Origin of the sequence: Spirillospora sp. NPDC127506 (assembly GCF_040302145.1) — a bacterium.
In the GTDB taxonomy this organism is placed as follows: domain Bacteria; phylum Actinomycetota; class Actinomycetes; order Streptosporangiales; family Streptosporangiaceae; genus Spirillospora.
Genome location: NZ_JBEORG010000031.1, coordinates 18,162 through 42,843 on the forward strand (window position 1 = coordinate 18,162; position 24,682 = coordinate 42,843).

The window sequence follows — 24,682 nt, forward strand, 5'->3', positions numbered from 1 at the left end:
AGGAGACATGCGCAAACTCGCGGCATCGGCCGTGTCCGTGGCGGTCACCGGGGTGCTGGCGGTCGCCTGCACGTCCGCCGCCGAGAACAACACCGCCGAGAACAACACCGCCAAGAACAACGGGGCCGTGCCCGCTCCCTCCAGCGGTTCCCCCCGGACGCCGATAGAGCACGTCGTGGTGATCTACGGGGAGAACGTCTCGTTCGACCATTACTTCGGCACATATCCGAAGGCCGCCAACACCGACGGAACGCCCTTCCACGCCGCCGCCGGCACCCCGGAGGTGAACGGCCTGACGAAGGCGCTGCGCACCCGGAACCCGAACCGGTACGACCCGAAGCGCCTCAGCCATTCCCAGGCCCTCACCTGCGACCAGAACCACGGCTACGCCGCCGAGCAGAAAGCCGTGAACGGCGGCCGCATGGACCGGTTCGTCGAGTTCACCGAGCATGACAAGTGCACCGGCCAGCCCATCCTCTTCGGTGAGCCCGGCCTGGTCATGGACTACTTCGACGGCAACACCGTCACCGCCATGTGGAACTACGCCCAGCACTACGCGATGAGCGACAACTCCTGGGACTCGGTGTTCGGGCCGTCCACGCCCGGTGCCCTCAACCTCATCTCAGGCCAGACTTACGGCGCCTACGCGGTCGACCCCAAAACCCACGAGAAGGTCTCCGACCCGTCCGTGGTGGCGTCCCCGAACTCCAAGGGCGTGGGCACGGTCATCACGGACCCCGATCCCGCCTTCGATGACTGCTCCAACAACAACCACACGTCCGACAACAACCTCGCGGTGATGACCGGGCGCAACATAGGCGACCTGCTCAATGCGAAGAACATCACCTGGGGCTGGTTCCAAGGCGGATTCCGCCCGACCGGCACCGAGCACGGCTACAAAGTGTGCGGGTCGTCCCACGCCAATATCGGCAAGAACCGGGTCGTCGACTACAGCCCCCACCACGAGCCGTTCCAGTACTACGAGTCGACGGCCAACGAGAAGCACCTGCCGCCGTCCTCGGTGTCCGCGATCGGCCGAACCGACCAGGCCCACCACCAGTACGACCTGAAGGACTTCGACGCGGCGCTCGCAGCGCACAACATGCCGGCCGTGTCGTTCCTCAAGGCCCCCGCCTACCAGGACGCCCACGCGGGCTACTCCGACCCGCTGGACGAGCAGCGGTTCGTCGTGACCATGATCAACGAGATCCAGAAGTCGCCCGAGTGGAGATCGACCGCGATCATCCTCGCCTACGACGACTCCGACGGCTGGTACGACCACGCCCGCCCGCACATCACCAACGGCTCCGACGACCCCGCCCAAGACCAGCCCGCCTGCCGCCGCGTCGAGGCGTCCGGCGGCCACGACGACCGCTGCGGCCCCAGCCAGCGCCTCCCCCTCCTGGTGATCTCCCCGTACGCGAAGGTCGACCATGTAGACCACCATCCCGTCGAACAGGCGTCGATCCTGCGCTTCATCGAGGACAACTGGGGCACCGGCCGCATCGGCGGCACCTCGTTCGACGCCCGCGCCGGCACCCTGGTCCACATGTTCGATTTCGCCCACCCGAGGGCCGGCCGTCTCGTCCTCGACCCGACGACAGGCGCCGTCGTCTCCTGAAAGAGTCGTCTCCCGGCGGATCAGGAACGGTCAGGTGCGCGCGGGGGCTTTGCCTTCCGTGTCGCCGGGGCGGTGGTCGGGGACGAAGCGGTAGCCGACGTTGCGGACGGTCCCGATGAGCGACTCGTACTCGGCGCCCAGCTTGGCGCGGAGGCGGCGGACGTGGACGTCGACGGTGCGGGTGCCGCCGAAGTAGTCGTAGCCCCAGACCTCCTGGAGGAGCTGGGCGCGGGTGAACACGCGGCCCGGGTGCTGCGCCAGGTACTTGAGGAGCTCGAACTCCTTGAAGGTCAGGTCGAGGACGCGGCCGCGGAGGCGGGCGGTGTAGGTCGCCTCGTCGATGGTGAGGTCGCCGCTGCGGATCTCGCCCGGCACGTCGTCGGCGTCGGTGTCGGCCGCGCGCCCGACGGCCAGGCGGAGGCGGGCCTCCACCTCGGCGGGGCCGGCGGTCTGCAGGAGCACGTCGTCCAGGCCCCATTCCGGGCTCAGCGCGGCGAGGCCGCCTTCGGTCACGACGGCGAGGAGGGGGCAGTCGAGGCCGGTGGTGCGCAGCAGGCGGCACAGGCTCTTGGCCTGGACGAGGTCGCGGCGCGCGTCCACCAGCACGACGTCCGCGGGCGGCGCGTCGATGAGCGCGGATGCCTCGGCGGGGGCGACGCGCACCGAGTGCAGCAGAAGTCCGAGCGCGGGCAGGACCTCGTCGGAGGGCTCCAACGCGTTGGTCAGCAAGAGCAGGCTGCTCAAGTGCCGTCTCCCGTCAAGACGTAGGACCCAGACGGCTCATCCCCAGGCCCGACGGCGGTGGTCGGCGGCTCAAGGACGAGGTGACCGTGAAGGGCCTTTCGGATGAACTCCATGGCCTCGTCGCCCGGATCCCTCACCCAGAGCATAACCGAGCCGCCCGACCATGGACCTGCCTGGGCGACACTGGAGCCATGGCCAAGGGGACGATGCGGTACTGGGCGGCGGCCAAGGCGGCGGCCGGGACGCACGAGGAGCCGTACGACGCGGCGACGCTGGCGGAGGCGCTGAAGGCGGCGGGCTCGGCGCGGGGCGAGGAGTTCGCGCGGGTCGTCGCGCGCAGCTCGTTCCTGATCGACGGCGACCCGGTGGGCGGCCGGCCGCACGATTCGGTCGCGCTTCCCGAGGGCGGCGTCGTGGAGGTGCTCCCGCCGTTCGCCGGCGGCTGACGCGAGGTCATCCCGTGGCGCGACCCGGTATGGGGTTTTCGCGCACTAAGGTGTGGCGATCGCATGCCGCCGGCCCGAAGGAGAGACATGCGGAAGGTACTGCTGGTGCTGTTGATCTTCGTCGCCGCGGCGCTGGTCGCCGCGGACCGGCTCGGCGTCCGGGTCGCCGAGGACAAGATCGGCGAGCAGGTGGCCGCGCAGTACGACCTGCCGCAGCAGCCGGACGTGACCATCCACGGCGTCCCGTTCCTCACCCAGGCGGTCGGCGGCGAGTACGAGCACATCGAGGTCGCCATCGGCGACTGGACGGAGCAGGGCGTCACCGTCACCGGCGTCACCGTCGACATGCGCGGTGTGCAGGCGCCGCTGTCGGAGGTGAGCAAGGGCAGCGCCGCGAACGTCACCGCGCGCACGGCGACCGCGTCGGCGGTCATCCCCTACGCCGTGATCAAGAAGGAGGCGCCGAAGGAGGTCAAGTCGATCGGGCCGAAGGGCGACGGCCTCCAGGTCGAGATGGCCGGCGACATCCTCGGCTTCGCCGTCTCCGGCACCGCGGTGGTGGAGGTGAAGCCGACCGCCAAGGGCATCGCGGTCACCCCGGTGTCGGTGGGGTCGAACGGGGCCGCGCAGATCCCGCTGGCGCTGGTGAAGCGGCAGCTGACCTGGGTCGTCCCGGTCGCCGACCTGCCCGTCGGGTCGCGGATCAGCCGGATCGAGCCGACGCCGGACGGCCTGCGCGTCGCCGCGACGGCCGAGAACGTCCACCTCAACGACCTCCAGCAGAGGCCGAAATAGGCGGACGAGGGGGTGAACCGCCAGGCCGGGCCGTACGTGTACGTGGTGTGGGTCCGACCGCGGATGAGGGTTTGCTTCGCGCCCTGTACAGCGAGCACGGGGGTCCCCTCCTCGGGTACGTCCTGCGGCTGACGGGCGGGGACCGGACCCAGGCCGAGGACGTCGTGCAGGAGACGCTGCTGCGCGCGTGGCGGCACCCGGAGGCGCTGGCCGGGCGCCCGGTGCGGCCGTGGCTGTTCACGGTCGCGCGGAACCTGGTCGTGGACGCGCACCGCGCGAAGCGCGCCCGGCCGCCGGAGACCGGCATCGACGAGCACGTCATCATGACCGCCGACGGCTCCGACGACATCGACCGGGCCCTGGAGTCCTGGACGGTGGCGGAGGCGCTGGCCGGGCTGAGCCCCTCGCACCGGGCGGTCCTGATCGAGACCTACTACAAGGGCCGGTCGGTGGCGGAGGCGTCCCGGACGCTCGGCATACCGCCCGGAACGGTGAAGTCCCGCACCTTCTACGCATTGCGGGCGCTCAAACTCGCATTGGAGGAGCGGGGGTTGGCGCCATGAACGACTGCACGGACGTGCGCACGTCCCTCGGGGTGTACGTGCTCGGCGCGCTGGATCCCGGCGAGCGGAGCCGGGTGGAGGAGCACCTGGCGCGCTGCCCCCGCTGCCGGGACGAGCTCGCCGGGCTGGCCGGGCTGCCCGCGATGCTCGGCCGGGTCGAACGGGAGCAGCTCGAAGGGATCGCCGGGCCGCCGCCCGAACTCCTGGACGGGCTGCTGACCAGGGCGGCCGAACGACGGAGGGGATGGCTCGGCCGCCTGCGCGGCGGGCGGGGCGCCGCGGGGTGGGCCCCGCTCGCCGCCGCCGCGTGCCTCCTGCTTGTCGTCGGGGGCCTGTTCGGCGGCTTCGTCCTCCCCATCGGGCGGGACGGCACCGTGGCGGAGCCCCCGCCGTCCGCCACCGCGTCGCCGGCGGCGACCGCGGAGCGGATCAGCGCCGCCGACCCCAAGAGCAACGTCAAGGGCTATGTGGTGCTGCGCAAGAAGGAATGGGGCACCGAGGTCGAACTGCACCTGTCGGGGGTGCCGAAGGGGTCGCGCTGCCGGCTCCTGGTGGTCGCGCGGGACGGCCGCCGGGACGCGCTCGGCAGCTGGTACGTCCCGTACGACAAGGGCTACGGCGAATACGTCGGGTCGACGATGTTCCCGCGCGGCCAGCTGTTCTCCTTCGAGGTCGTCGGGCTGGACGGGCGCCCGCTCCTCACCATCCCGACCTGACGGACGCTCCCGGCCCAGCCTCCCGACCTGGCCCTCCCGACCTGAGCCTCCCCGACCTGGCCCTCCCGACCTGGCCCGAGCGGCCCGTCGCGGAGGCGGGGGGACCGGAGGCGGAAGAAATCGCGGCCCTGCGGAGTTGTGATCGACGATGACCGGAGCTTTGATCGCCGCGGCGGTCCTCTTCGCAGCCACGGTGTTCGCCCTCGTGCGGCGGCGCCGTGACGGCGTGCTGCGCGCGCGGCGAGGGGAGGGCGACGAGGTGGCGGAGACCGTCCGGCCGGACGACCTGGGCGCCGACCTGGGCGAGAAGGCGACGCTGCTGCAGTTCTCCAGCGCGTTCTGCGCGCCGTGCCGGGCCACGCGCCGCGTCCTCGGCGAGGTCACCGAGATGGTGGACGGCGTCGCCCACGTCGAGCTCGACGCCGAGGCCCACCTCGACCTCGTGCGCCGGCTGAACGTCGTGCGGACCCCGACCGTCCTCGTCCTGGACGGCGCCGGACGCGTCGTGCGGCGCGCCACCGGAGCCCCCCGCAAGCCCGACGTCATCGCCGCTCTGGGCGAGGTCATCCTGTGAGCCCCACCCGCACGACCTGCGATAAGACGAATGTCACTGTCTCGGAACGCGAGACGGATGTGACAGCGCGTGGATTGCGGCTTAACATCGAAGCCGTGCGTTACTGGACAGAGCAGATGCTCACGAAGCGCCGCGCGGTCGACTTCTGCCGCGTGGCCGCCTCGCTCTGTCGCATGGCCTGAGGCATCGAGCCCGTCCGCCCCCGAGCACTTTCCGGCTTTCCCAGCTCGTACGCACGCTTCCACTCCGCCAGGAGCACCCCGATGCAGGTTGATCCGCGTGGGCCGCGCTTCGGCGCGGCCGTCACGACCGTCGTTCTCATCGCGGTGCTGGTGACCGGAAGCTGGGCACTGCTCGCCGCTCAGGCCGTCGTGTTCGCGCTCGCGACCTTCCTCGGTCTCCGGTACGCCCCGTACGGACTGGCGTTCAGAGTGCTCGTCCGTCCCCGGCTCGCTCCGCCCAGGGAACTGGAGGACGCCGCCGCGCCCCGCTTCGCGCAGGGTGTCGGCCTCGCGTTCGCCCTGGTCGGGACGATCGGATACGTGACGGGGACCACCTGGCTCGGCATCGGTGCCACCGCCCTCGCGCTGGCGGCGGCGTTCCTGAACGCGGCGTTCGGGTTCTGCCTCGGCTGCGAGATGTATCCGCTCTTCCGACGTATCACCGCGAAAGTTCGCTCCGAGAGGGAGGTTCCGGCATGAGCCGCTCCGACGTCCTGGTGGACACTGACTGGGTCGAGTCCCACCTGGACGACCCGGGCCTGGTCCTCGTCGAGGTCGACGAGGACGTGTCCGCGTACGACAAGGGCCACATCCGTGGCGCCGTGAAGATCGACTGGAAGACCGAGTTGCAGGACCCGGTCCGCCGCGACTTCGTGGACAAGACCGGGTTCGAGCAGCTGCTGTCCGCCAAGGGCATCGCCAACGACGACCTGGTGATCCTGTACGGCGGCAACAACAACTGGTTCGCCGCCTACGCCTACTGGTACTTCAAGCTGTACGGCCACGAGAAGGTGAAGCTGCTCGACGGCGGCCGCAAGAAGTGGGAGCTGGACTCCCGCGAGCTGGTCACCGACGTCCCGTCCCGTCCGGCGACCGAGTACAAGGCCAAGGACCAGGACCTGTCCATCCGCGCGTTCCGCGACGAGGTCGTGGACGCGATCGGCAAGAAGAACCTGATCGACGTCCGGTCCCCGGACGAGTTCAGCGGCAAGCTGCTCGCCCCGGCGCACCTGCCGCAGGAGCAGTCGCAGCGGCCCGGCCACGTGCCCACCGCGGCCAACATCCCGTGGTCGAAGGCGGCCAACGACGACGGCACCTTCAAGTCCGACGAGGAGCTCCGCGAGCTCTACACCGAGGCCGGCGTCGACCTGAACAAGGACACGATCGCCTACTGCCGCATCGGCGAGCGCTCCTCGCACACCTGGTTCGCGCTCCGCGAGCTGCTGGGCCTGGAGAACGTGAAGAACTACGACGGTTCGTGGACCGAGTACGGCTCGCTGGTCGGCGTGCCGATCGAGCTCGGCGCGGGCAAGTAACCCGGCCGACCTTCGGAGACTGGAGGAGCAATGACCCAGGGCTGCGCAGCGCCCGAGCAGACCGCCCACCTGCCCGCGACCGTCGACCTGGCCAACGAGGCCGTCATCCAGGGCACCGTCACCCGTGACGGCGCCCCGGTGTCCAGCGCCTACGCCCGGCTGCTCGACTCGTCCGGCGAGTTCACCGCCGAGGTCGTCACCGGCGACGAAGGCGTGTTCCGGTTCTTCGCCGCCGACGGCGACTGGACCGTCCGCGTCCTCGCGGCCGGCGGCGTCACCGTCGACAACACCGTCACCGCGAAGACCGGCACGGTCGCCGCCCTGGAGGTCGCGATCTGACCGGGCCGCCCGGCTGAACGCCGGACGCCGCGCCGGCCCGCCCGGCGCGGCCGGCCGAGACCTTCGGACCCCGCCGCCCCGCCCCACCCGGGACGGCGGGGTCCGTCGTCTCCGCCGCGATGACTCCCGTACCGATCCTCTACGATCGGGCGCCATGGCCCGGCCGTCCGCGCGTTCGCCGCTGATCCTCCCGTGGGCCGCGCTGAAGCTCGCGGGGCGGTTCGTCCTGCCGCTGTCCCTGTGGTTCACGGTGGGCGAGCTGCTCCGCTACGGCGCCATGTACGGCGGCTACCGGCTCGGCACGATGAAGGGCACGGCCGCGTCCGTCGCGCCGATCGTCACCATCGGCCTGCTCGTGGTGATCACGCTGACGGTCACGGTGCTGATGGTGCACAGCGTCCGGGAGGGCCTGGACGTGGTCGCCGCCCGCGAGGCGGGCGGCGGCCTCACGCCGTGGGCGGTCGGCAACGAGGAGCCGGTGATCGGCGCGATCGGCCGCGCCGCGCTCCCCTTCGTCATCTTCTACCTGGCGTGGGGGCTGCAGAGCGAGGACGCCCGCGAGTTCGCGTCGGCGGCGGCGAGCCGCGGGTTCGCCGAGGGCGGCATCCAGGGGCAGATCGAGGGCGCCGGGATGCTGCTGTCGCTGGAGAAGCACGTCGGCCTCGCGGTCGGCCTCACCGCGGGCCTGTTCCTGCTGAAGGTGCTGGCGGAGTGGCGGCTGGAGGAGCGGCTGCCCCGCGCCGTCGGGGCGCTCGTCGCCTTCCTGGAGATCAACTTCACGCTGTTCGGCATCTTCACGATCGACCATCTGCGCGGCCTCGGCGTCGACTGGCTCACCGGGCGCGAGGTGTGGAGCTGGGTGACCGGCGTCGCGGGCCCCGCCTTCGCGCTGTGGCCGCCGTTCAAGGACGCGGTGCTCGGCGCGCTGATCTGGCTGGTGATCGCCGGGGTGATCCTGGGGCTGGACGCGGGGGACGAGCGGGTCGTGCTCGGCGACGGCCGCGCGGCGCGGCGGCTGGCGCGCGCCGGCGGGGTCGGCCGGACGAACAGCCCCCGCGAGCTGCTCACCCGCGGGTTCCGGGAGATGTGGCTGCCGGCGTGGTACGGGCTGCGGCTCGTCCGCCGGTCCGGGATGATGCCGTTCGCGACCTTCGCGCTGCTGTTCGCCGCGCTGCACGTGGGGGAGGACGCGTCCCGCCGGGCGGTGTACGAGCTGATCGGCCCGCACGAGGTGACGTGGTGGATGCGGGCGCTGCCGGCCATCGGCTTCGGGACGGGCCTGGTGTTCGAGATCCTGCGGGTGTGCCTGCTCGCGGCGGCGTTCAACCTGGTGATGGCGCGGGTCAGCGCGCGAAACGCAGCGAAGCCTGCGGGGCCCCCGGTCTCCGCGTCTCCTTCGGCGCCTGGATCACCAGCTCCAGCGCGTCGGCCTTCGTCCGGGGCACCGTCCCCTTGACGGTGACGCGCTGCGCGACGCCCGGCGTCGGCTCGGCCGTCCGGAGCCCGCTGGCGAACCACGTGCGGCCCTCGTCGTCGCGGAGCCGGTACGCCAGGCCGTAGGAGCCGACCGCCTTGGCGCTCGCGGCGTCCGAAGGGCGGACGGCGACTTCGAGGCGCAGCTCGACCACGTCGCCCTGCCGCTGCCCGAGAGGGGCGGCGGTGCGCCGGTCGACGACCTTCCACTGCGCGCCGGCCAGCTCGCCGATCCGGCCTTCGGGGACGGTCGTCACCTTCTCCGGCGGTTTCAGGGCCCTGCGGACGTTCCGGGTCTCGTCCGCCCAGGGCACCACGAGCATCGCCGCCATCGCGCACACGAGCGCGATCGCCTGGACGATCCGGCGGTCGCGGGGGCGCATCCCCGGGCGCCGGGGAAGCGGGATCCCGTCGGGGCGGGTGTCGGTGGCCGTCATGAGGTCGCCCTGACCTTGTACCGCTCGGCCGCCCCCTGGACGAGCCTGGCCGCCCGGTCCTTGCCGAGGCCGAGGTCGATGTCGGCGGCCGAGGACAGCTGCGGCAGCAGCCCGCCGGTGCCCACGACCAGGTGCGCGCCCTCGACCCGGTTCTCCGGCAGCTCGAACACCAGCTTCGCGGGCGTCCAGATCAGCGGCTGCAGCGTCGGCTGCTCCGCGGAGACCTCGGAGGTGCGCGGGTCCTGCCGGAACCTGTAGCCGCCCGGCGTCTCCAGCTCGGCCGACCTGAGCTGCAGCGGCTCCCGCCGCGACGTCGCGCTGATCCCCACGATGAGGTACACGCCGTCCGTGCCGACCGGGGGCTTGCCGCCGAGCGAGAAGTTCGGTTCCAGCGACCGCGCCGCCTCGACCTTGTCGACCCGCACGCTGAAGTCGCGGGTCTCGACCTTCTCCCCTATCGAGCCGCCGGTGCGGATGGGGTCCAGTTCACCGGCCCTCACCCGGGGCTGGAGGGAGTGCAGCCACATCGCCCCGGCGAGCAGGACGGCCCCGCCGGCGGCGGCGCCGCCCCGCACCAGCACCTGCCGCGCGTTCACGACGGGCTCACCGGCAGGGTCAGGCGACCGGCGAGCACGTCGCTCGTGGGCGGGACGATCCAGTTGTAGGTGCTGTCGGTGAAACCGTGCTCGTAGCTCCACTTGCGCAGCCCCACGGTCAGCTTCGACGGCGAGTCGGCCGGGCCCAGCTCCCACATCGCGGACGCCTCGACCGGCAGCCCGGGCTGCGCCGTGTCGGTCTTCGCGCCGCCGGCGACCCCGTCGACCCGATCGGGCTCGACCCACTTCCCGGCCTTGGTCAGTGCGGAGACGCCCTCCGACAGCCCGCCGATGCCCAGGGACTTGCTCTCCTTGCCCTTGTTCAGCACCCGCATCCGGACGATGAGGTAGCGCTGTTTGCCGCTGCCGAACTTCCCGTCGGCGAGCCCGATCCGCGCGTCGTGGACGGTCACCTCGAACAGCCCCAGATCGAGCGGCTCGCCGGCCTTCTTCACCGGCTGCTTGGGCGTCTCCTTGAACCCGCCCGCGAGCCACACCGCCGCCACCAGGACCGCGACGGCGCCGAGCACGGCCGCCGGCACGGCCCACCGCCGCGCGGCCGCCCGCGGCGGGGGCGCCTGCGGCCGGGGAGCCGGGGGAACGGGAGCCGTCGACTGCACCCGCCAGATGGTATTACGGCCCCGCCGGCCGCGGTCGCGCCCGTGCGGGAGTGATGCGGGGTCCGGGAATCCCTTATTGTCGTGTGGTTCGCACACGTCAGGAGAGACGAGGTATGCGCGGAGGGCGAATCGCGGCGGGCGCCGCAAGCCTGGCCCTGACGTCCGCTCTGGCGTTCGCTCCGGCGGCCGCCGCGGCGCCGGCGGACCGGCCCGGGGCCGCGCCGACGGCCAGCAAGAAGCCCGCGAGGCAGAAGACGCAGCGGGCACCGGCGCCGAAGTGCAACAAGCAGATCGGGCAGCCCGCCTCGGCGATCACCGTCGAGCCGTGGGCGCAGCGCCGGCTGGACTTCGAGGAGGCATGGCGGATCACCCGCGGCCGGGGCGTGACCGTCGCCGTCGTCGACAGCGGCATCAACGCGAACCACCCGCAGCTCAAGGGGAAGGTCGCCGCGAGCTTCGACGCGTCCGGCACGACGCCCGACGACTGCCTCGGCCACGGCACCGAGGTCGCCGGCATCATCGCCGCCGCCGACATGCGCGGCCGCAACGTCCCGTTCGTCGGCGTCGCCCCGCAGGTGAAGCTGCTGAACGCCAAGTTCGCCAGCGGGGAGAGCACGCAGGACAACACGCTGCTGGCGAAGGCGATCACCTGGGCCGCCGAGCACGGCGCCAAGGTGATCAACGTCTCCTCGGCGGCGCCGGACACGGCCGCGCTGCGCGAGGCGGTGCGGACCGCGCAGCGCCACGACGCGCTGATCGTCGCCGCCGCGGGCAACGTCGCGCAGGACCAGCGCGGCAAGGAGAGCGCCGCCTACCCCGCCAGCTACAAGGGCGTCCTGTCCGTCGCCGCCGTGGACGAGGCGGGCACCATCTCCGGGTTCTCCAACCACAAGACCCGCATCGACGTTTCGGCGCCCGGCCAGAACGTCATCTCCACGCTCGGCGACGGCTACGCCGGCGGTCTGCAGGGCACGAGCTTCGGTGCCCCCTTCGCGTCGGGCGTCGCGGCGCTCGTGCGCGCCCGCCACCCCAAGCTGACCTACCAGCAGGTGATCAACCGGATCCTGATCACCGCGGAGGGCGGCAACGGGCAGGGCAGCGGCCACGGCATGATCAGCCCGCTGCAGGCGGTGTCCGCCCTCGTCGACCCCGACGCGACGCCGGGCGCCGCCGACGCGCGGCCGCTGGGCGGCGCCGTCCCGATCGCGAAGCCCGAACCGGTCGACCACCGGACCCGCACCATCGGCCTGGCCGTAGCGGGCGGCGCCCTCGCCCTCGCGCTCGTCGTCGCGTTCGCCGGGGCGGTCATCCCGCGCGGCCGTCGGCGCGGCTGGCGCCCGGGCCGGGCCGTCATCCCCGCCGAGGAGCGCGACTAGCCGCGACCGATAGCCGAGACCAGGAACGGACACGGAAAAGGCCACGGAAAAGGCCAAGGAGAAAACGGACGCCCGGGCTCGGCGAGGCCGGGCGTCCGTTTGTCCGTTTCTCCGCCGCTACTGAGGTTGGCCGTAACTGGCCGTCTGGATGAGGCGCTTGCCGGTGCGGCGGTCCGAGTGGGTGCCGCGGCCGGGGGGCAGCGGGGTCGGCCGCACGTCGAACAGGTTCCCCTCGTCCTTGTTCCCCGACATGATCAGCGCCGGGGTGGCCATGTCCTTCAGCCGCTGCAGGACCGGGTCGAACATCGCGCGGCCCGCCCCGCCCATGGTGCGGGCGAGGACCAGGTGCATGCCGATGTCGCGGGCCTGCGGCAGCAGCTCGGCGAGCTGCGCGAGCGGGTTGCCGGACGGGGTGGCGACCAGGTCGTAGTCGTCCACCACCAGGAACAGCTCCGACCCGCTCCACCACGACCGGTTGCGCAGCTGCTCGGGCGTCAGGTCGGACGGCGGCAGCCGGTTGACCAGGGCGCCGTGGACGTCCTTCATCAGCCCGCCCGCGGCCGTCGAGGACGCCGCGAACCCGATGACGTGCTCGCTCTCCGCCGAGTCCAGCAGCGCCCGGCGGTAGTCGAGCATGATGATCCGGGCCTCTTCGATCGTGTACCGCGCCTTGATCGACTCGACGATGAGGCGCAGCAGGTTCGACTTGCCGCACTCGTTGTCGCCCAGCACGACGAAGTGCGGGTCGTTCTCGAAGTCCAGCAGGACGGGGGACAGCGTGTCCTCGTCGATGCCGATCGGGATGCGCTTGCCGGTCTCGGCCACGGCGGGCAGCGAGGTGTGCGGCAGCACGTCCGGCAGCATCCGGACCGGCGGCGCCGGCGGCCGGCCCTGCCAGCCGGCCTGGATCGTCTGCACCAGGTGCCGGACGCCGTCGCCGAGGTCGCCCGCGGTGGTGCGGCCGTCGACGCGCGGCAGCGCGCCGAGGAAGTGCAGGCCCTCGCGGGTGAGGCCGCGGCCCGGCCGCCCCTCGGGGACGTTCGCGGCGAGCTTGCGGTCCATCTCCGACTCGTACGGGTCGCCGAGCTTCAGCTCCAGCTTCGTGGTGAGCAGGTCGCGGATCGTCAGCCGGAACTCCGACCACTTGTTCGTCGAGGCGACGACGTGGATCCCGTAGCCGAGGCCGCGCGCGGCGAGGTCGGTGACCGTCGCCTCGACCGCCTCGAACTCCTGCCGGACCGTCAGCCAGTTGTCGACGACGAGGAACACGTCGCCGAAGCCGTCCCCGGCGATCTGCCCCTCGGCCCGCATCCGCCGGTAGGTGCCGATCGAGTCGATGCCCCGCTCGGTGAAGAACCGCTCCCGCGACTCCAGCAGCCCGGACACCTCCGCCACCGTCCGGCGGACCCGGTCGGGGTCGAGGCGGCTGGCGACGCCGCCGACGTGCGGCAGGTCGGCCAGCGCGGCGAGCGCGCCGCCGCCGAAGTCGAGGCAGTAGAACTGCACCTCCTGCGGCGTGTGCATGACCGCGAGCGAGGTGATCAGGGTCCGCAGCAGGGTCGACTTGCCGGACTGCGGGTTGCCCGCCACGCCGATGTGCCCGGCGGCGCCGGACAGGTCCAGCCACATCGGGTCGCGGCGCTGGTCGAACGGCTTGTCGACGATGCCCGCGAACGCGTGCAGCCGTCCCCGGCCGTCCCAGCCGGCCGTGGTGAAGCCGAACTCCGGCGTCTGCTGGAGGTTCGGCAGGACCTGGTCGAGCGTGGACGGCTCGTCCAGCGGCGGCAGCCAGATCTGGTGCGGCGGCGGGCCGTGCCCGGCGAGCTGCTTGACCACGAGGTCGAACAGGCTGATCTGCGGCCCCTCGTCCTCCTGCCGCCGCTGCTCCCGGCGCTGCGGCTGCTCCTGCATCTGCGGCCGCATGTACGCCGGGGTGAACGGGACGATCTGCGCGAGCTGCCGCGGCCCCTGCCGCGCCTCCTCCGGCTGGGCGTCGTCCGGCTTGTACGGGCCCGACACGTACGCGGCGCGGAACCGCGTCATCGTCTCCGTACCGATCTTCAGGTAGCCGTTGCCGGGCGCCTGCGGCAGCTCGTAGGCGTCGGGGACGCCGAGGACGACCCGCGACTCCGCAGCGGAGAACGTGCGCAGCCCGATCCGGTACGACAGGTGGGTGTCGAGGCCGCGCAGCTTGCCCTCCTCCAGCCGCTGCGACGCCAGCAGCAGGTGGACGCCGAGGGAGCGGCCCAGCCGCCCGATCATCACGAACAGCTCGGCGAAGTCGGGCTTGGCCGACAGCAGCTCGGAGAACTCGTCCAGCACGACGAACAGCGTCGGCATCGGCTTGAGCGGCGCGCCCTGCTCGCGGGCCTTCTCGTAGTCGCGCAGCGAGGCGTAGTTGCCGGCGGCGCGCAGCCACTCCTGGCGGCGCACCATCTCGCCGTGCAGCGCGTCGTACATGCGGTCGACGAGCGGCAGCTCGTCCTCCAGGTTCGTGATGATCGCGGAGACGTGCTGGAGGCCGTCCATGCCGAGGAACGTCGCGCCGCCCTTGAAGTCGACGAGGACGAAGTTCAGCACCTCCGACGAGTGCGTCATCGCGAGGCCGAGCACCAGTGTGCGCAGCAGCTCGGACTTGCCGGAACCGGTCGCGCCGATGCACAGGCCGTGCGGGCCGTACCCGCCCTGCGCGGCCTCCTTGATGTCCAGCTCGATCGGGCGGCCGTCGGCGTCCAGGCCGATCGGCACCCGCAGCCGGTTGCGCGGCGCGCGCGGCTGCCACGCCTGGCGCGGGTCGATCCGGGCCGGGTCGGGGACGCCGAGCAGCGTCGTCAGCGTCGTCGCGGCGGACAGCGCGTCCATCTCCGGGCCGGTGGCGGCGCTCGCCCGCAGCGGCGCGAGCTGCCGCGCGAGGCCGTCCGCCTGCACGTAGCTGAACTGGTCGGGCCTGCCGAGGGAGCTCGGCACGTCCTTGCCGGTGCGGTCGCGGCGCAGCATCGCCATCTTGTCGGGGGCGACCCGCAGCCGCAGCATGGTGCTGTCGGCGGTCGGCGCGACGTGGCCGGTCAGGTCGACGACGCAGACGCCCTCGATGCCGTCCGAGCCGATCTGCGAGTCGGGGGTGACGGCGCCGCCGTCCACGATGACCACGTGGTACGGCAGGTCGCTCTGCTGGAGGCCGGGCGTGAACCGGGCGCGGTCCTTCACCTCGGTGCCGAACATCCGCTCCAGCTCGGCGAGGCTGTTCGCCATCAGCCGGACGGGCCCGGCCGCGTCCGTCACCGTCGGGTGCATCGCGTGCGGCAGCCACTTGACGAAGTCCCAGTGCGGCATCGCCTCGGGCGACGCGCACACGCTGACCCGCATGTCGTCGGGGGAGTGGAACGCGGTGAGCTGCGCGATCATCGCCCGGACCATGCCGCGCACCGCGTCCGGGTCGCCCATCGGCAGGATCCGCGCGAACGACGGCAGCGACACCGCGACCGGCAGGTTCGGCACCGTCGAGTGGGCCCGGACGAAGCGGCGCAGCGCGCCCGCCGTCATCGGCTCCAGGTCCTCGACGGGGCGCGTCTCCGGCGGGATCAGCTGGACGGCGAGCTTCTGCGGGCCGGCCCCGATCCGCACGTTGCCGAAGTCGGGGTCGCTCGGGCGGCGCTCCCAGATCCGGGCGCTCATCACCAGCGACCACAGCGAGTCGGGCGCCGGGCTGTTCCACTCCAGCGACTCGCGCTGCTGCTCGGCGGCGCGCCGCACCTTGCGGCGCACCTGCGACAGGTAGCGGAAGTAGTCGCGGCGCGCCCCGTTCAGCTTGAACTTGCGCTCGCCCGAGCCGCGGCCGAGCTGGCCGAGCATCATGCCGCCCATCGCCAGGGCCATGCCGCCGCTGCTGATCATCATGATCGGGCTGCGGGTGCCGCCGCCGAGGAACATCAGCCCCATCATGAGCGGCATCACGGCCATCGGCAGGTACGTGAGGACGTTCTGCAGGCCGCCGCTCTGGATCTCCGGGATCTCCGGCGGGGATTCGAGCAGCAGCTCCCCCTTGGGGGCCGGGGGCGGTTTGCGGCGCTCCTTGCGCCTCACGAGGATCGTGCTCACCTCGGCGTTCCTCCAGGAGCCTCAACGCCGGGGCGGCCGGTGCGGGGGACGGCCGGCCCGTTGGGGGATACTTGTCTTGCTTTGAGCTTGATTTAGCGTAGGCGGACGTCACATCCTAAGCTGCGCGCCGCTCGGATCGGCCCCCCTGACTGACCTGGAGGACGGGAGCTCCCGTGAACTCGCCCGCCACGACCGAACTGTGCAGGGTCACCATCGTCGCACCGAAGCGGCGCATCGACGTGTCCCTGCCCGCCGACGTGCCGCTCGCGCACATGCTTCCCACGCTGCTGCGCGCGGCGGGCGAGGACCTCGCCGACGCGGGGCTCGCCCATTCCGGGTGGGTGCTGCAGCGGCTCGACTCCGACCCGTTCGACCCGTCGCAGACGACCTCGGCGCTCGGCGTCCGGGACGGGGAGATCCTCTACTTCCGGCCCCGCATGGCGCAGCTGCCGGAGATGTCGTTCGACGACGTCGCCGACGTCATCGCGTCCGGGATACGGGAGCGCACCGACCGCTGGCGGCCCACCACGACCCGCTCCTTCGGCCTCGGCGCCGGCGGCATCGCGCTGCTCGTCGCCGCGGTCGTGATCGCGCTGTCCGGGCCGCCGTGGATCATCCCGGCCGCCGCCGCGGGGCTCGTGGCGTTCATCACCCTGATCATGGCGACGGTGCTGTCCCGGGCGGTCGGCGACTCCGGCGCGGGCGTGATCCTCGGCTACGCCGCGCTCCCGCACGCGTTCCTGGCCGGGCTGGCCGCGCCCGCCCGCGACAATGTGGAGCTGCCCGACCTCGGCGCCGCGCATCTGCTCGCCGCGTTCGGGGTGACCGCGCTGGCCGCGATCATCGCCGCGTTCGCCATCGCGGACGGGCTGCCGGTCTTCCTCGGCATCGCGTTCGCCGCGGTGGTGGGCGCGATCGGCGCCGGCGTCGGGTTCGCGTTCGGCGACCTGCCCGCCGCCGGCATCGCCGCCGTCTGCGCGGTCGTCGTGATGATGTTCATCGCGGCCGTCCCGTCCCTGTCGTTCAAGCTGGCCCGGATGCCGCTGCCGCCCGTCCCGAGCAGCGCCGAGGACCTGCGCCGCGACACCGAGACGGTGGACGGCCGGGAGGTGCTCACCCGCACCGCCGCCGCCGACCGGTTCTCCACCGGGCTCATCGCCTCGATCGCGCTGGTCGCGGGCGGGGCGATGCTGTTCCTGGCCGGCGAGGACGGCTGGGCCGGCCCGGCGACGGCCGCGGCGATGTCGGTGTCGCTGCTGCTGCGCGCCCGGATCTTCCGCGGCGTCGCGCAGCGCTCCTGGATGCTCGTGATCGGGCTGTTCGGGCTGGTGCTGACGTCGATCGGGCTGGCGCTGCACGGCAGCCAGCTCATGGCGCTCGCCGCGGCGCTCGTCCCGCTGCTGCTGCTCGCCGCGATCGTGGTCGCGGTGACGCTGTGGCTGCCCGGCCACCGGCCCACCCCGGTCTGGGGCCGGTGGGGCGACATCCTCGACATGCTCGTCATGATCGCGCTGATCCCGCTCGCGCTCGCGGTGCTGGACGTCTACTCCCGCGTCCGCGGGCTGGCCGGGTGACGGGCGGATGCAGAACCGGCGGGATCTCTACCAGGCGCACCGCCTGATGACGCAGCGCGTCGGGCTGGCCCTGCTGCAGGGCGAGCCCGACGTCGCGGAGTCGCCGATGCGGCGGCTGTCGGTGGGCGCCTTCGCCGGCGTCATGGTCGGACTGGTGATCATCGCCGTGTTCGGCATCTGGGGGCTGCTGTCCCCGGGCGGCGCCAAGGGCCTCGACGAGCCCGGCAAGCTCATCATCGAGAAGGAGACCGGGACCAAGTACATCTACGACGCCAACACCAAGAAGATGTTCCCGGTCGCGAACTACGCGTCCGCGCTGCTGGCGCTCGACTCCGACAGCGAGCCGGAGCGGCGCACCGTGTCGCGCAAGTCGCTGGCCGGGTTCGAGCGCGGCGCGATGATCGGCATCCCCGGCGCGCCCGACTCGCTGCCCGGCGAGGACCAGCTGATCCGCGGGCCTTGGTCGGTGTGCACCCGCGAGGCGGCGGGCCCGACCGGGGTGAAGCGGCAGATCAGCGCGCTCGCCGCCGGACGGAAGGTGGGCGGCCGCCGGCTCTCCGACACCGAGGCCGTCATCGTGCAGACCGGCGGCGTCCCGTGGGTGGTCTGGAAGGACCACCGCATGCAGATGACGATCGCGGCGAACCAGGTGCCCGCGCTGACCGGCGGGCCCGGCGCCGTCGAGGTCCCCGCGACCTGGCTGAACGCCATCCCGGCCGCGGGCAACTTCGCCTCGCCGGACATCCCGGACCGCGGCAAGTCCGTTTCCGGCCCCGGCGGCGGGTCGGCCCGCGTCGGCCAGGTGTTCAAGGCCGAGACCGGCGCCGGCGGGCAGGCGCTGTGGTACGTGATGCTGGGCGACGGCCTCTCGCAGATCAACGAGACGCAGGCGCAGCTGCTGCTGCGGGACGTCAAGACCGCCGCCGCCTACCCCGGCGAGAACGCCCGGCCGCTGCCGACGGACGTCCCGTCCGCGCAGGCGATGGCGTCCAAGACGCGGCTGCTGGACAACAACCTGCCGCCGGCGCTGCCCAAGTTCGTCGCCTGGGACCCGGCCACGCCGCTGTGCTCGGTGTTCCCGGTCGGCTCCGCGACGGCGCGGCTCACGATGGGCGGGTCGCTTCCGGCGCCGTCCGCGGGCACGCTCGGCGCGGGCACCGCGGGCTCGTCCGGGACGATCGACCAGATGGTGCTGCCGCCCGGCGGCGCCGCGCTGATGAGCCTCGTGCCCGCCGGCGGCGACAGTTCGGGCGGCGGCGGATCCGGGTCGCTGTCCCTGGTGAACGACCAGGGCGTCCGGTTCGCGCTGCCGTCCGCGGACGTCGCCAAGAAGCTCGGCTACGACGCGAAGAAGGCCGCGCCCGTCCCCTCCAGCGTCATCCATCTCATCCCGCAGGGCCCCGCACTCGACCCCGCGCTCGCACGCAAGCCCGTCTCGACGTCCAAGGCGTGAATATGACGTAGGTCACATGAACCGTGAGATCAACACGTGCGTCGACATAGGTGGCGTGCAACACTTATGATCGCTGACATTTCGTGTCGACAGGATTGCTCCCGGGCGCGCCGGGCGAAGGCGGGCCTTTCCACTCTCCTGCGGCGCGCGACCGAAAATCGCAATCGGAGGTGACACTGTGGGAAACACGTCCGCAGCCGACAGAGCGGCAATGCAGCAGGCCGCCACGCGGATCGAGGACTCCGCGGGCATCGTCAAGGGCCTGCAGAGCCAGCTTGAGGGGCACAAGGCGCAGCTGATGTCCGGCTGGGCCGGTAACGCCGCGGTGTCCTTCGACCGGGTCTTCAACGAGTTCCAGACCGAGATGAACAAGGTCAGGACGGCGCTGGAGGGCATGCACCAGAAGCTCGTGCACACGAAGATCACGTACGAAAGCACGGAGCAGGAGCAGCAGGACGCCGTCAACAAGATCAACCAGCTGCTCAACGGCGGCACCTGACAGTCCCTTTCCCGTCATTCCTCCGACCGTAAAGGACTCCTACCGTGAGCGACAGCTACACAAAGGCCAATTTCAGCACGATGCAACAGGCGCAGGCCGACTTCACGCTGGCCTACCGCGCACTCGTCGACGAGCTCGACGACCTGGAGAAGAACCTCGAGCAGAACCTCGCCCAGTGGGAGGGCGGCGCGCAGGCCGCCTACTGGGACGCCAAGCGCCAGTGGGACGCCGCCGCGGCCCACATCGGCCAGGTGCTGAACCAGCTCGGCGTGGTCATCGGCGAGGCGCACAGCAACTACAGCGGGGCCGAGCGGGCCAACCAGAACATCTGGGCGGGCTGACCCCGGGGCACATGCTCCGGTCTACGTCGTGCAGGGACCTCGGCCGGGCCTGCACGGCGTAGTCGTGCCGGGGGCGGAGACGTGATTCGCCAGGAGGGCGAGCGATGGGCGACAAGTATCATCTGACAGACGAGCAGCTCGCGAAGGTCGAGTACACCTACACCGTCGGGGCCAACCAGTACAGCCCCGGGCAGACCGTCGAGGTCCACGGGCTGACCCAGCAGGAGTGGGACGATCTTCCGGAGTGGCGGCAGCGCGATCTCTACTACCAGTACAGCGCCGGTGCCCACGCCGGGAAGTGGGACGACCCCGCCAATGCTCTGCCGCGCGGACAGGAGCCCGACCGCAGCGCCTGGAAACTGCAGGCCGAGAAGGGCTACGACGTCGATCCGGCGGAGCTCCGGCAGCTCGCCAAGGACATGAAGTACAAGCTCGACATCTGGAAGCGCAAGCTCAACAAGGTCGGCGCGACCTCGATCACCACGGCCGACCTCGGCGGAACCAAGGGCTCGGACAAGTTCGTGGAGGTCGCGACCGCCAGCAAGAACGGCTTCCAGGAGTACATCACCGCCATCGAGACCGCCTACAACGGCGTGATCGGCAAGCTCAACGCCACGGCGGACCAGTACGAGAACGCCCATCACACCACCAAGAAGCAGGTGGACGGCGCCAGCCCGACCGGCAGCGGCAACCCGAACCTCAAGTGACGACCATCCCGGAAGGAGGGACCGATGGGTAAGCGGAACCCCGAGTCGTACCCGATCAGGGACGGGATGGAGTTCGGGAGCTACAGCTTCAACGACGAGAACTTCGACGACATCAAGACCAAGCTGAAGAACCTCAAGCCCGAGGCCGTCGGGACCGCTTCGACCGCCTACAAGGACGCGGCCGAGGTCCTGGCGGAGATGACCGAAGAACTCCGCAACAACTTCGCCAAGCGGATCATCAAGCACTGGCAGGGCGACGTCGCCCAGGAGGCCCTCGACCAGCTGGGGCAGGTCTACGAGACCTCCAGTAAGCTCTCGGACGACAGCCACCGCAACGCGCAGCTCTACAACTGGTACAAGGTCAACATCCTCGACTGGTACAAGACGACCGGCGAGACGATGGAAGACGGGTACATCCACACCGGCGGTGACGACGACCGCGCCCGCGAGTTGATGCAGAAGTTCAACATGCGGATGAAGGAAGCGTTCGACGGCCACCCCCTCAAGATCACCAAGGACCTGCCGGGGGAGAAGGGCGGCGTGGAGCCTCCGCCCCCGCCGCCTCCTCCGCCCGGCGGTGGCGGCGGGCCGTTCGGCGGCGGTGGCGGCGGCGGGCCGTTCGGCGGCGGCGCGGGCGGCTTCGGCGGCGGCAGCGGCGCCGGTGCCGGCGGGAACTTCCCGACGTCCGACGGTGCGGGCGCCTTCTCCCCGAACGGCGGCGGCTCCGGGCCCTTCACGGACGGCGGCACGAGCCCCTTCAACCCGTCCTCGCCCGGCGGCGGAGCGAACATCCCGACCGGTGACGGCGCGGGCGGCTCGCCGTTCGGCACCGGGTCGGGCACCGACCTGTCGAGCTTCCCGGGCGGCGGCCCCGGCGGCGGCCCCGGTCTCGGCGGTGGCGGCGGCGGTCTCGGCGGCGGTCTCGGCGGTGGCGCCGGTGGCGGCTTCGGCGCCGACCCCGGCGGTTTCGGCGGCGCGGGCACCGGCTCGGCCGGCGGTCCCGGCGGCGCCTTCGGCGGCGGTCCCGGCGCGGCCGGCGCGGGCGCCGGCGCGGGGCGCGCGGGCGCCGGCATGCGCGGCCCCATGGGCGGCATGCCGATGGGCCACGGCGCTCAGGGCGGCAAGGAAGAGGAGCGCGAGCGCAACACCTGGCTCACCGAAGACGAAGACGTCTGGGGAGCCGATGACGACACCGCCCCGCCGGTGATCGGCTGAACCTGGTCGGACGCCGGGCGGGTGGACGGCCGTCCACCCGCCCGGACCGGCGCGACGGACTAGGGAGTGTGCGGACAGATGCGGTGGCTGCTTCGAACGGTGGCGGCGACGGCGGCGATCGGGCTGGCGACGGCGCCCGCCGTCGCGGCGCACGCCGCCCCGGGCCCCCGGGCGGACCAGTGGTGGTTCGACTCCTGGGGCATCCAGAAGGACGTGTGGCCCATCACCAAGGGCAAGGGCGTGACGGTCGCCGTCATCGACACGGGCGTGAACGCGCGGCTGCCCGACCTGAAGTCCGTCGTGCTCCCCGGAACCGACCTGACGGGCCAGGGCGGCGACGGCCGGCAGGACAACGACTCCTACAACCACGGCCACGGCACCGGCATGGCCAGCCTCATCGCGTCCCAGGGCACCGCCACCGGGTTCGTGGGCATCGCGCCGGAGGCGAAGATCCTGCCGATCGCCGCGTCGGTGAGCGGGCCGACGACGGCGAAGGCCGTCCGGTACGCCGTCGACCACGGCGCGAAGGTCGTCAACATCTCCCAGAGCAGCGAGTCCGCCGACATCTACCCGAACCAGTGCCCGCCGCAGCTGCTGGAAGCGGTCGAGTACGCGGCGAAGAAGGACGTCGTGATCGTCGCCGCCGCCGGCAACTCGGGCGACAACGGCAACAAGCCCAACTATCCGGCCTCGTGCCCCGGGGTCGTCGCCGTCGGGGCCCTCGGCCAGGACGGCAAGCCGTGGAAGTCGACGCAGAAGCAGCCGTACGTCACCGTCGGCGCGCCGGGCGCGAACGTCGGCTACCTCGGCAAGGAGGGGCGCGCCTACCGGTCCGGCGCGGGGACGAGCCAGGCGACCGCGCTGGCCTCCGGCGCCATCGCCCTCGTCCGCAGCCACTACCCGAACCTGTCGGCGCGCCAGGTCGTGCAGCGCATCACCGCGACCGCGAAGGACTTCGGCCCGCCCGGCAAGGACGACCTGGTGGGGTACGGCGTCATCAGCATCCCGCGGGCGCTCAAGCAGGACGTGCCCGCCAACGCGCCGAACCCGGTGTACCAGCGGCTCGACAAGGTCATGGCCGGAAAGAAGGCCGGGGCAGGCGCCACCAAACCGGCCGCCGCGGGCGAGGAGGACTCCGGCGGGTTCCCCGTCCTGATCGTGGGCGGTGTCGTGGTGGTGCTGCTCGTGCTGGGCGGCGGCGCGTTCCTGCTCATGCGCGGTCGCAGGAAGCCCGCTTCGCCGTCCGGGCCGATGCCGGGGCCGATGGGGCCGCCGCAGCCCTTCGGAGCGCCGCAGAGCGGCCCGCAGCAGTCGCCGTACCAGACCGGTCCGCAGCCGCAGCGGCCGCCGGCGGGGCCGCCGTCGTTCGGCGGCCCGCAGAACCCGCCGCCCGGCGGCTGACGGCCGGATGCCGCGGAGGCTGACCGCACCGGCGTTCATCCTGTCGTCGGTGCGGACGGGGTCGACGCTGCTGCGCGCCATCCTGGGCGGGCATTCGGAGCTGCACGCCCCGCACGAGACGCACCTCGGCGACATCACCGTGCGCTTCGAGTCCCGCCAGGTCGCCACCTCGATGGAGCGGCTCGGGCACACTGAGCGCGAGTTGCGCTTCTTGCTCTGGGACGCGCTGCTGGCCGGCGAACTGGCGCGCAGCGGCAAACGGCAGCTGGTCAACAAGTCGCCCAACGACGTGTTCATCCGGGACGAGATCGTCGCCTGCTGGCCGGACGCCCGGTTCATCTTCCTGCTGCGCCATCCGTCCGCGATCCTGCGGTCCTGGCGCAACGCCCGGCCGTACTACTCCCCGGAGGACCTGGTCGCCGACATCGTCCGGTACTGCGAGGCCGTCGAGGAGGCCCGCGGCGAGCTGGACGGCCCGACCGTCCGCTACGAGGACCTGATCGCCGACCCGGCGGGCACCGTCCGGGGGCTCTGCGACTTCCTCGGCGTCGCCTTCGAAGAGGAGATGCTCGACTACGGCAAGGCGGGCACCGATTCCTTCGCACCCGGGCTCGGCGACTGGGCGGAGAAGATCCGCACGGGCCGCATCCAGCCGGACCTGCTCGTCCCGGATCCCCCGCCACCGCCCCTCAAGGACGTCTGCGCCGCCTGGGGCTACCCGGTGGCCTAGCCGCTCAGGCACTCCTCGCAGGCGGTGAGCGTGTCCGCGATGCCCCTTGCGGCCGCCTCGGCGCCCGCCAGTGCCGTCGCCTCGTCCATCGGCGCCGCCTCGCGGGTCTTGGGGGAGCCGTCCACGTCGAGCGGCGACCTCGTGCCCCGGAACCGCACGGTGATGACGGCGTTCCGCAGCCGGGCGGTCGCCGCGGCGGTGGTCGTCGCGCCCAGCGGCCCCGACAGCGTCAGGTGCTGCGTGAACGCCTGGTCGCCGATCCGGACGACGCTCGGCGCTTCGGCGTGCAGGGAGCCGGGGGCGCCCTTCGCCGTGCCCGCCATGGAGTTGGCGCCGTCCCAGGCCGCGTCGTACTCGGCCTTCGCCGACGCCGCGCCGTCCAGGTGCAGCCGCACCGACACGCTCAGCCGATGCGATGCCCGCACGCCCTTCGCGCCCGGGGGCTCCGCCCATTCGCACGCCTCGTACCGCTCGTCCGCCGAGTTGGCCGCCTCGTTCGGGACGGGCGGGTCGGAGCGCGGCACGTACCGTTCGAGCGTCTCCCCTGGGACCAGCTCGCACGGCTTCGGCATCGACGTGAACCGGGCGGGCGCCGAGTCACCGGAGGACGCGCCGACAGCCCAGCCGACCCCGCCCGCGACCAGCACCAGCGCTCCAGCGCCCACTGCCCACCGCCGGCGCCCGGCGGCCCACCATCGGTGCCGCGGGAAGTCCCCGCCGGCGTCGGCCGCGTCGGGGACGGGCTCCGCCGGCTCGGCGGCCGGCAGGTCGGAACCGTCCAGCGCCTGATCCGCCGCCACGAACTCCGGACGGCCCTTTTCGGATCG

At 72.2% G+C, this 24,682-nt stretch carries 26 protein-coding genes; 20 read left to right on the top strand and 6 right to left on the bottom strand.

Annotated features, from left to right (window positions below):
* The first annotated feature begins 7 nt into the window (after positions 1 to 7).
* A complete protein-coding gene (locus ABTW95_RS25840) occupies positions 8 to 1,621 on the top strand; it encodes a phospholipase C (protein ID WP_500227630.1) in 1,614 nt (537 codons plus the stop codon).
* Between the two features lie 30 nt (positions 1,622 to 1,651).
* On the opposite strand, the gene ABTW95_RS25845 is transcribed toward ABTW95_RS25840, so the two are convergent.
* Positions 1,652 to 2,365 (bottom strand): winged helix-turn-helix transcriptional regulator, encoded by a 714-nt coding sequence (locus ABTW95_RS25845; RefSeq protein ID WP_396449958.1) that lies wholly within the window; start codon positions 2,363 to 2,365, stop codon positions 1,652 to 1,654.
* A gap of 191 nt (positions 2,366 to 2,556) precedes the next feature.
* Between ABTW95_RS25845 and ABTW95_RS25850 the strand changes: the two genes are divergently transcribed.
* The 10 genes from ABTW95_RS25850 (at position 2,557) to ABTW95_RS25895 (ending at position 8,791) form a co-directional block, all read left to right on the top strand.
* A complete protein-coding gene (locus ABTW95_RS25850) occupies positions 2,557 to 2,811 on the top strand; it encodes a MoaD/ThiS family protein (RefSeq protein WP_396449957.1) in 255 nt (84 codons plus the stop codon).
* 87 nt (positions 2,812 to 2,898) lie between these two features.
* Positions 2,899 to 3,606 carry an LmeA family phospholipid-binding protein gene (locus tag ABTW95_RS25855; RefSeq protein WP_396449956.1) on the top strand — a complete coding sequence of 236 codons (708 nt, stop codon included), beginning with the start codon at positions 2,899 to 2,901 and terminating at the stop codon, positions 3,604 to 3,606.
* 47 nt (positions 3,607 to 3,653) lie between these two features.
* Entirely contained in the window at positions 3,654 to 4,169 is a 516-nt protein-coding gene (locus tag ABTW95_RS25860; RefSeq protein WP_396449955.1) for a sigma-70 family RNA polymerase sigma factor, read from the top strand.
* A complete protein-coding gene (locus ABTW95_RS25865; protein WP_500227631.1) occupies positions 4,166 to 4,885 on the top strand; it encodes an anti-sigma factor family protein in 720 nt (239 codons plus the stop codon). The genes ABTW95_RS25860 and ABTW95_RS25865 overlap by 4 nt, the downstream gene beginning before the upstream one ends.
* Before the next feature lie 148 nt (positions 4,886 to 5,033).
* The gene (locus tag ABTW95_RS25870; protein WP_500227632.1) at positions 5,034 to 5,459 is read left to right on the top strand and encodes a TlpA family protein disulfide reductase; all 426 of its coding nucleotides are present in this window, start codon (positions 5,034 to 5,036) and stop codon (positions 5,457 to 5,459) included.
* A 116-nt stretch (positions 5,460 to 5,575) separates the two neighbouring features.
* Positions 5,576 to 5,641, top strand: a complete 66-nt coding sequence (locus tag ABTW95_RS25875) for a putative leader peptide (protein WP_353819285.1) — start codon at positions 5,576 to 5,578, stop codon at positions 5,639 to 5,641.
* A gap of 81 nt (positions 5,642 to 5,722) precedes the next feature.
* Positions 5,723 to 6,160: a DUF4395 domain-containing protein gene (locus ABTW95_RS25880; RefSeq protein WP_396449952.1), complete on the top strand. Its 438-nt coding sequence runs from the start codon at positions 5,723 to 5,725 to the stop codon at positions 6,158 to 6,160.
* Complete coding sequence (locus ABTW95_RS25885; RefSeq protein ID WP_396449951.1) at positions 6,157 to 6,996, top strand: sulfurtransferase; 840 nt, start codon at positions 6,157 to 6,159, stop codon at positions 6,994 to 6,996. Before ABTW95_RS25880 ends, ABTW95_RS25885 begins: the two co-directional genes overlap by 4 nt.
* Before the next feature lie 30 nt (positions 6,997 to 7,026).
* Positions 7,027 to 7,335, top strand: a complete 309-nt coding sequence (locus ABTW95_RS25890; protein WP_396449950.1) for a DUF1416 domain-containing protein — start codon at positions 7,027 to 7,029, stop codon at positions 7,333 to 7,335.
* 154 nt (positions 7,336 to 7,489) lie between these two features.
* Entirely contained in the window at positions 7,490 to 8,791 is a 1,302-nt protein-coding gene (locus tag ABTW95_RS25895) for a hypothetical protein (protein WP_500227633.1), read from the top strand.
* Here the strand turns inward: ABTW95_RS25895 and ABTW95_RS25900 are convergent.
* Genes ABTW95_RS25900 through ABTW95_RS25910 form a run of 3 tightly spaced genes read right to left on the bottom strand, consistent with a single transcriptional unit; the run spans position 8,679 to position 10,461 of the window.
* Positions 8,679 to 9,245, bottom strand: coding sequence for a hypothetical protein (locus ABTW95_RS25900; protein ID WP_500227634.1), 567 nt, complete (start codon positions 9,243 to 9,245; stop codon positions 8,679 to 8,681). The genes ABTW95_RS25895 and ABTW95_RS25900 overlap by 113 nt on opposite strands.
* The gene (locus tag ABTW95_RS25905) at positions 9,242 to 9,841 is read right to left on the bottom strand and encodes a hypothetical protein (protein ID WP_500227635.1); all 600 of its coding nucleotides are present in this window, start codon (positions 9,839 to 9,841) and stop codon (positions 9,242 to 9,244) included. The genes ABTW95_RS25900 and ABTW95_RS25905 overlap by 4 nt, the downstream gene beginning before the upstream one ends.
* Entirely contained in the window at positions 9,838 to 10,461 is a 624-nt protein-coding gene (locus tag ABTW95_RS25910) for a DUF4352 domain-containing protein (RefSeq protein ID WP_500227636.1), read from the bottom strand. The genes ABTW95_RS25905 and ABTW95_RS25910 overlap by 4 nt, the downstream gene beginning before the upstream one ends.
* A 113-nt stretch (positions 10,462 to 10,574) precedes the next feature.
* Here ABTW95_RS25910 and ABTW95_RS25915 point away from each other — a divergent pair, with 113 nt between their 5' ends.
* On the top strand, positions 10,575 to 11,837 hold the full coding sequence (locus ABTW95_RS25915) for a S8 family serine peptidase (RefSeq protein WP_396449945.1): 1,263 nt from the start codon (positions 10,575 to 10,577) through the stop codon (positions 11,835 to 11,837).
* Between the two features lie 117 nt (positions 11,838 to 11,954).
* On the opposite strand, the gene eccCa is transcribed toward ABTW95_RS25915, so the two are convergent.
* Positions 11,955 to 15,935 carry a type VII secretion protein EccCa gene (gene eccCa, locus ABTW95_RS25920; protein ID WP_396449944.1) on the bottom strand — a complete coding sequence of 1,327 codons (3,981 nt, stop codon included), beginning with the start codon at positions 15,933 to 15,935 and terminating at the stop codon, positions 11,955 to 11,957.
* A 173-nt stretch (positions 15,936 to 16,108) separates the two neighbouring features.
* Between eccCa and eccD the strand changes: the two genes are divergently transcribed.
* From eccD to ABTW95_RS25960, 8 genes are all read left to right on the top strand, one after another.
* A complete protein-coding gene (eccD, locus tag ABTW95_RS25925; RefSeq protein ID WP_396449943.1) occupies positions 16,109 to 17,509 on the top strand; it encodes a type VII secretion integral membrane protein EccD in 1,401 nt (466 codons plus the stop codon).
* Positions 17,510 to 17,516: 7 nt separating this feature from the next.
* Positions 17,517 to 18,962 carry a type VII secretion protein EccB gene (eccB, locus tag ABTW95_RS25930; RefSeq protein ID WP_500227637.1) on the top strand — a complete coding sequence of 482 codons (1,446 nt, stop codon included), beginning with the start codon at positions 17,517 to 17,519 and terminating at the stop codon, positions 18,960 to 18,962.
* A 211-nt stretch (positions 18,963 to 19,173) separates the two neighbouring features.
* Positions 19,174 to 19,461: a WXG100 family type VII secretion target gene (locus tag ABTW95_RS25935; protein WP_396449941.1), complete on the top strand. Its 288-nt coding sequence runs from the start codon at positions 19,174 to 19,176 to the stop codon at positions 19,459 to 19,461.
* Positions 19,462 to 19,505: 44 nt separating this feature from the next.
* Positions 19,506 to 19,802: a WXG100 family type VII secretion target gene (locus ABTW95_RS25940; protein ID WP_396449940.1), complete on the top strand. Its 297-nt coding sequence runs from the start codon at positions 19,506 to 19,508 to the stop codon at positions 19,800 to 19,802.
* Positions 19,803 to 19,906: 104 nt separating this feature from the next.
* Positions 19,907 to 20,509, top strand: coding sequence for a hypothetical protein (locus tag ABTW95_RS25945; RefSeq protein WP_396449939.1), 603 nt, complete (start codon positions 19,907 to 19,909; stop codon positions 20,507 to 20,509).
* A 24-nt stretch (positions 20,510 to 20,533) separates the two neighbouring features.
* The gene (locus tag ABTW95_RS25950; protein WP_500227638.1) at positions 20,534 to 21,724 is read left to right on the top strand and encodes a magnesium and cobalt transport protein CorA; all 1,191 of its coding nucleotides are present in this window, start codon (positions 20,534 to 20,536) and stop codon (positions 21,722 to 21,724) included.
* Positions 21,725 to 21,802: 78 nt separating this feature from the next.
* Entirely contained in the window at positions 21,803 to 23,125 is a 1,323-nt protein-coding gene (gene mycP / locus ABTW95_RS25955) for a type VII secretion-associated serine protease mycosin (RefSeq protein ID WP_500227639.1), read from the top strand.
* Between the two features lie 7 nt (positions 23,126 to 23,132).
* Positions 23,133 to 23,855: a sulfotransferase family protein gene (locus tag ABTW95_RS25960; protein ID WP_500227640.1), complete on the top strand. Its 723-nt coding sequence runs from the start codon at positions 23,133 to 23,135 to the stop codon at positions 23,853 to 23,855.
* Here the strand turns inward: ABTW95_RS25960 and ABTW95_RS25965 are convergent.
* Positions 23,852 to 24,655, bottom strand: coding sequence for a hypothetical protein (locus ABTW95_RS25965; protein ID WP_500227641.1), 804 nt, complete (start codon positions 24,653 to 24,655; stop codon positions 23,852 to 23,854). The two genes, ABTW95_RS25960 and ABTW95_RS25965, sit on opposite strands and share 4 nt — an antisense overlap.
* Positions 24,656 to 24,682: the final 27 nt, after the last annotated feature.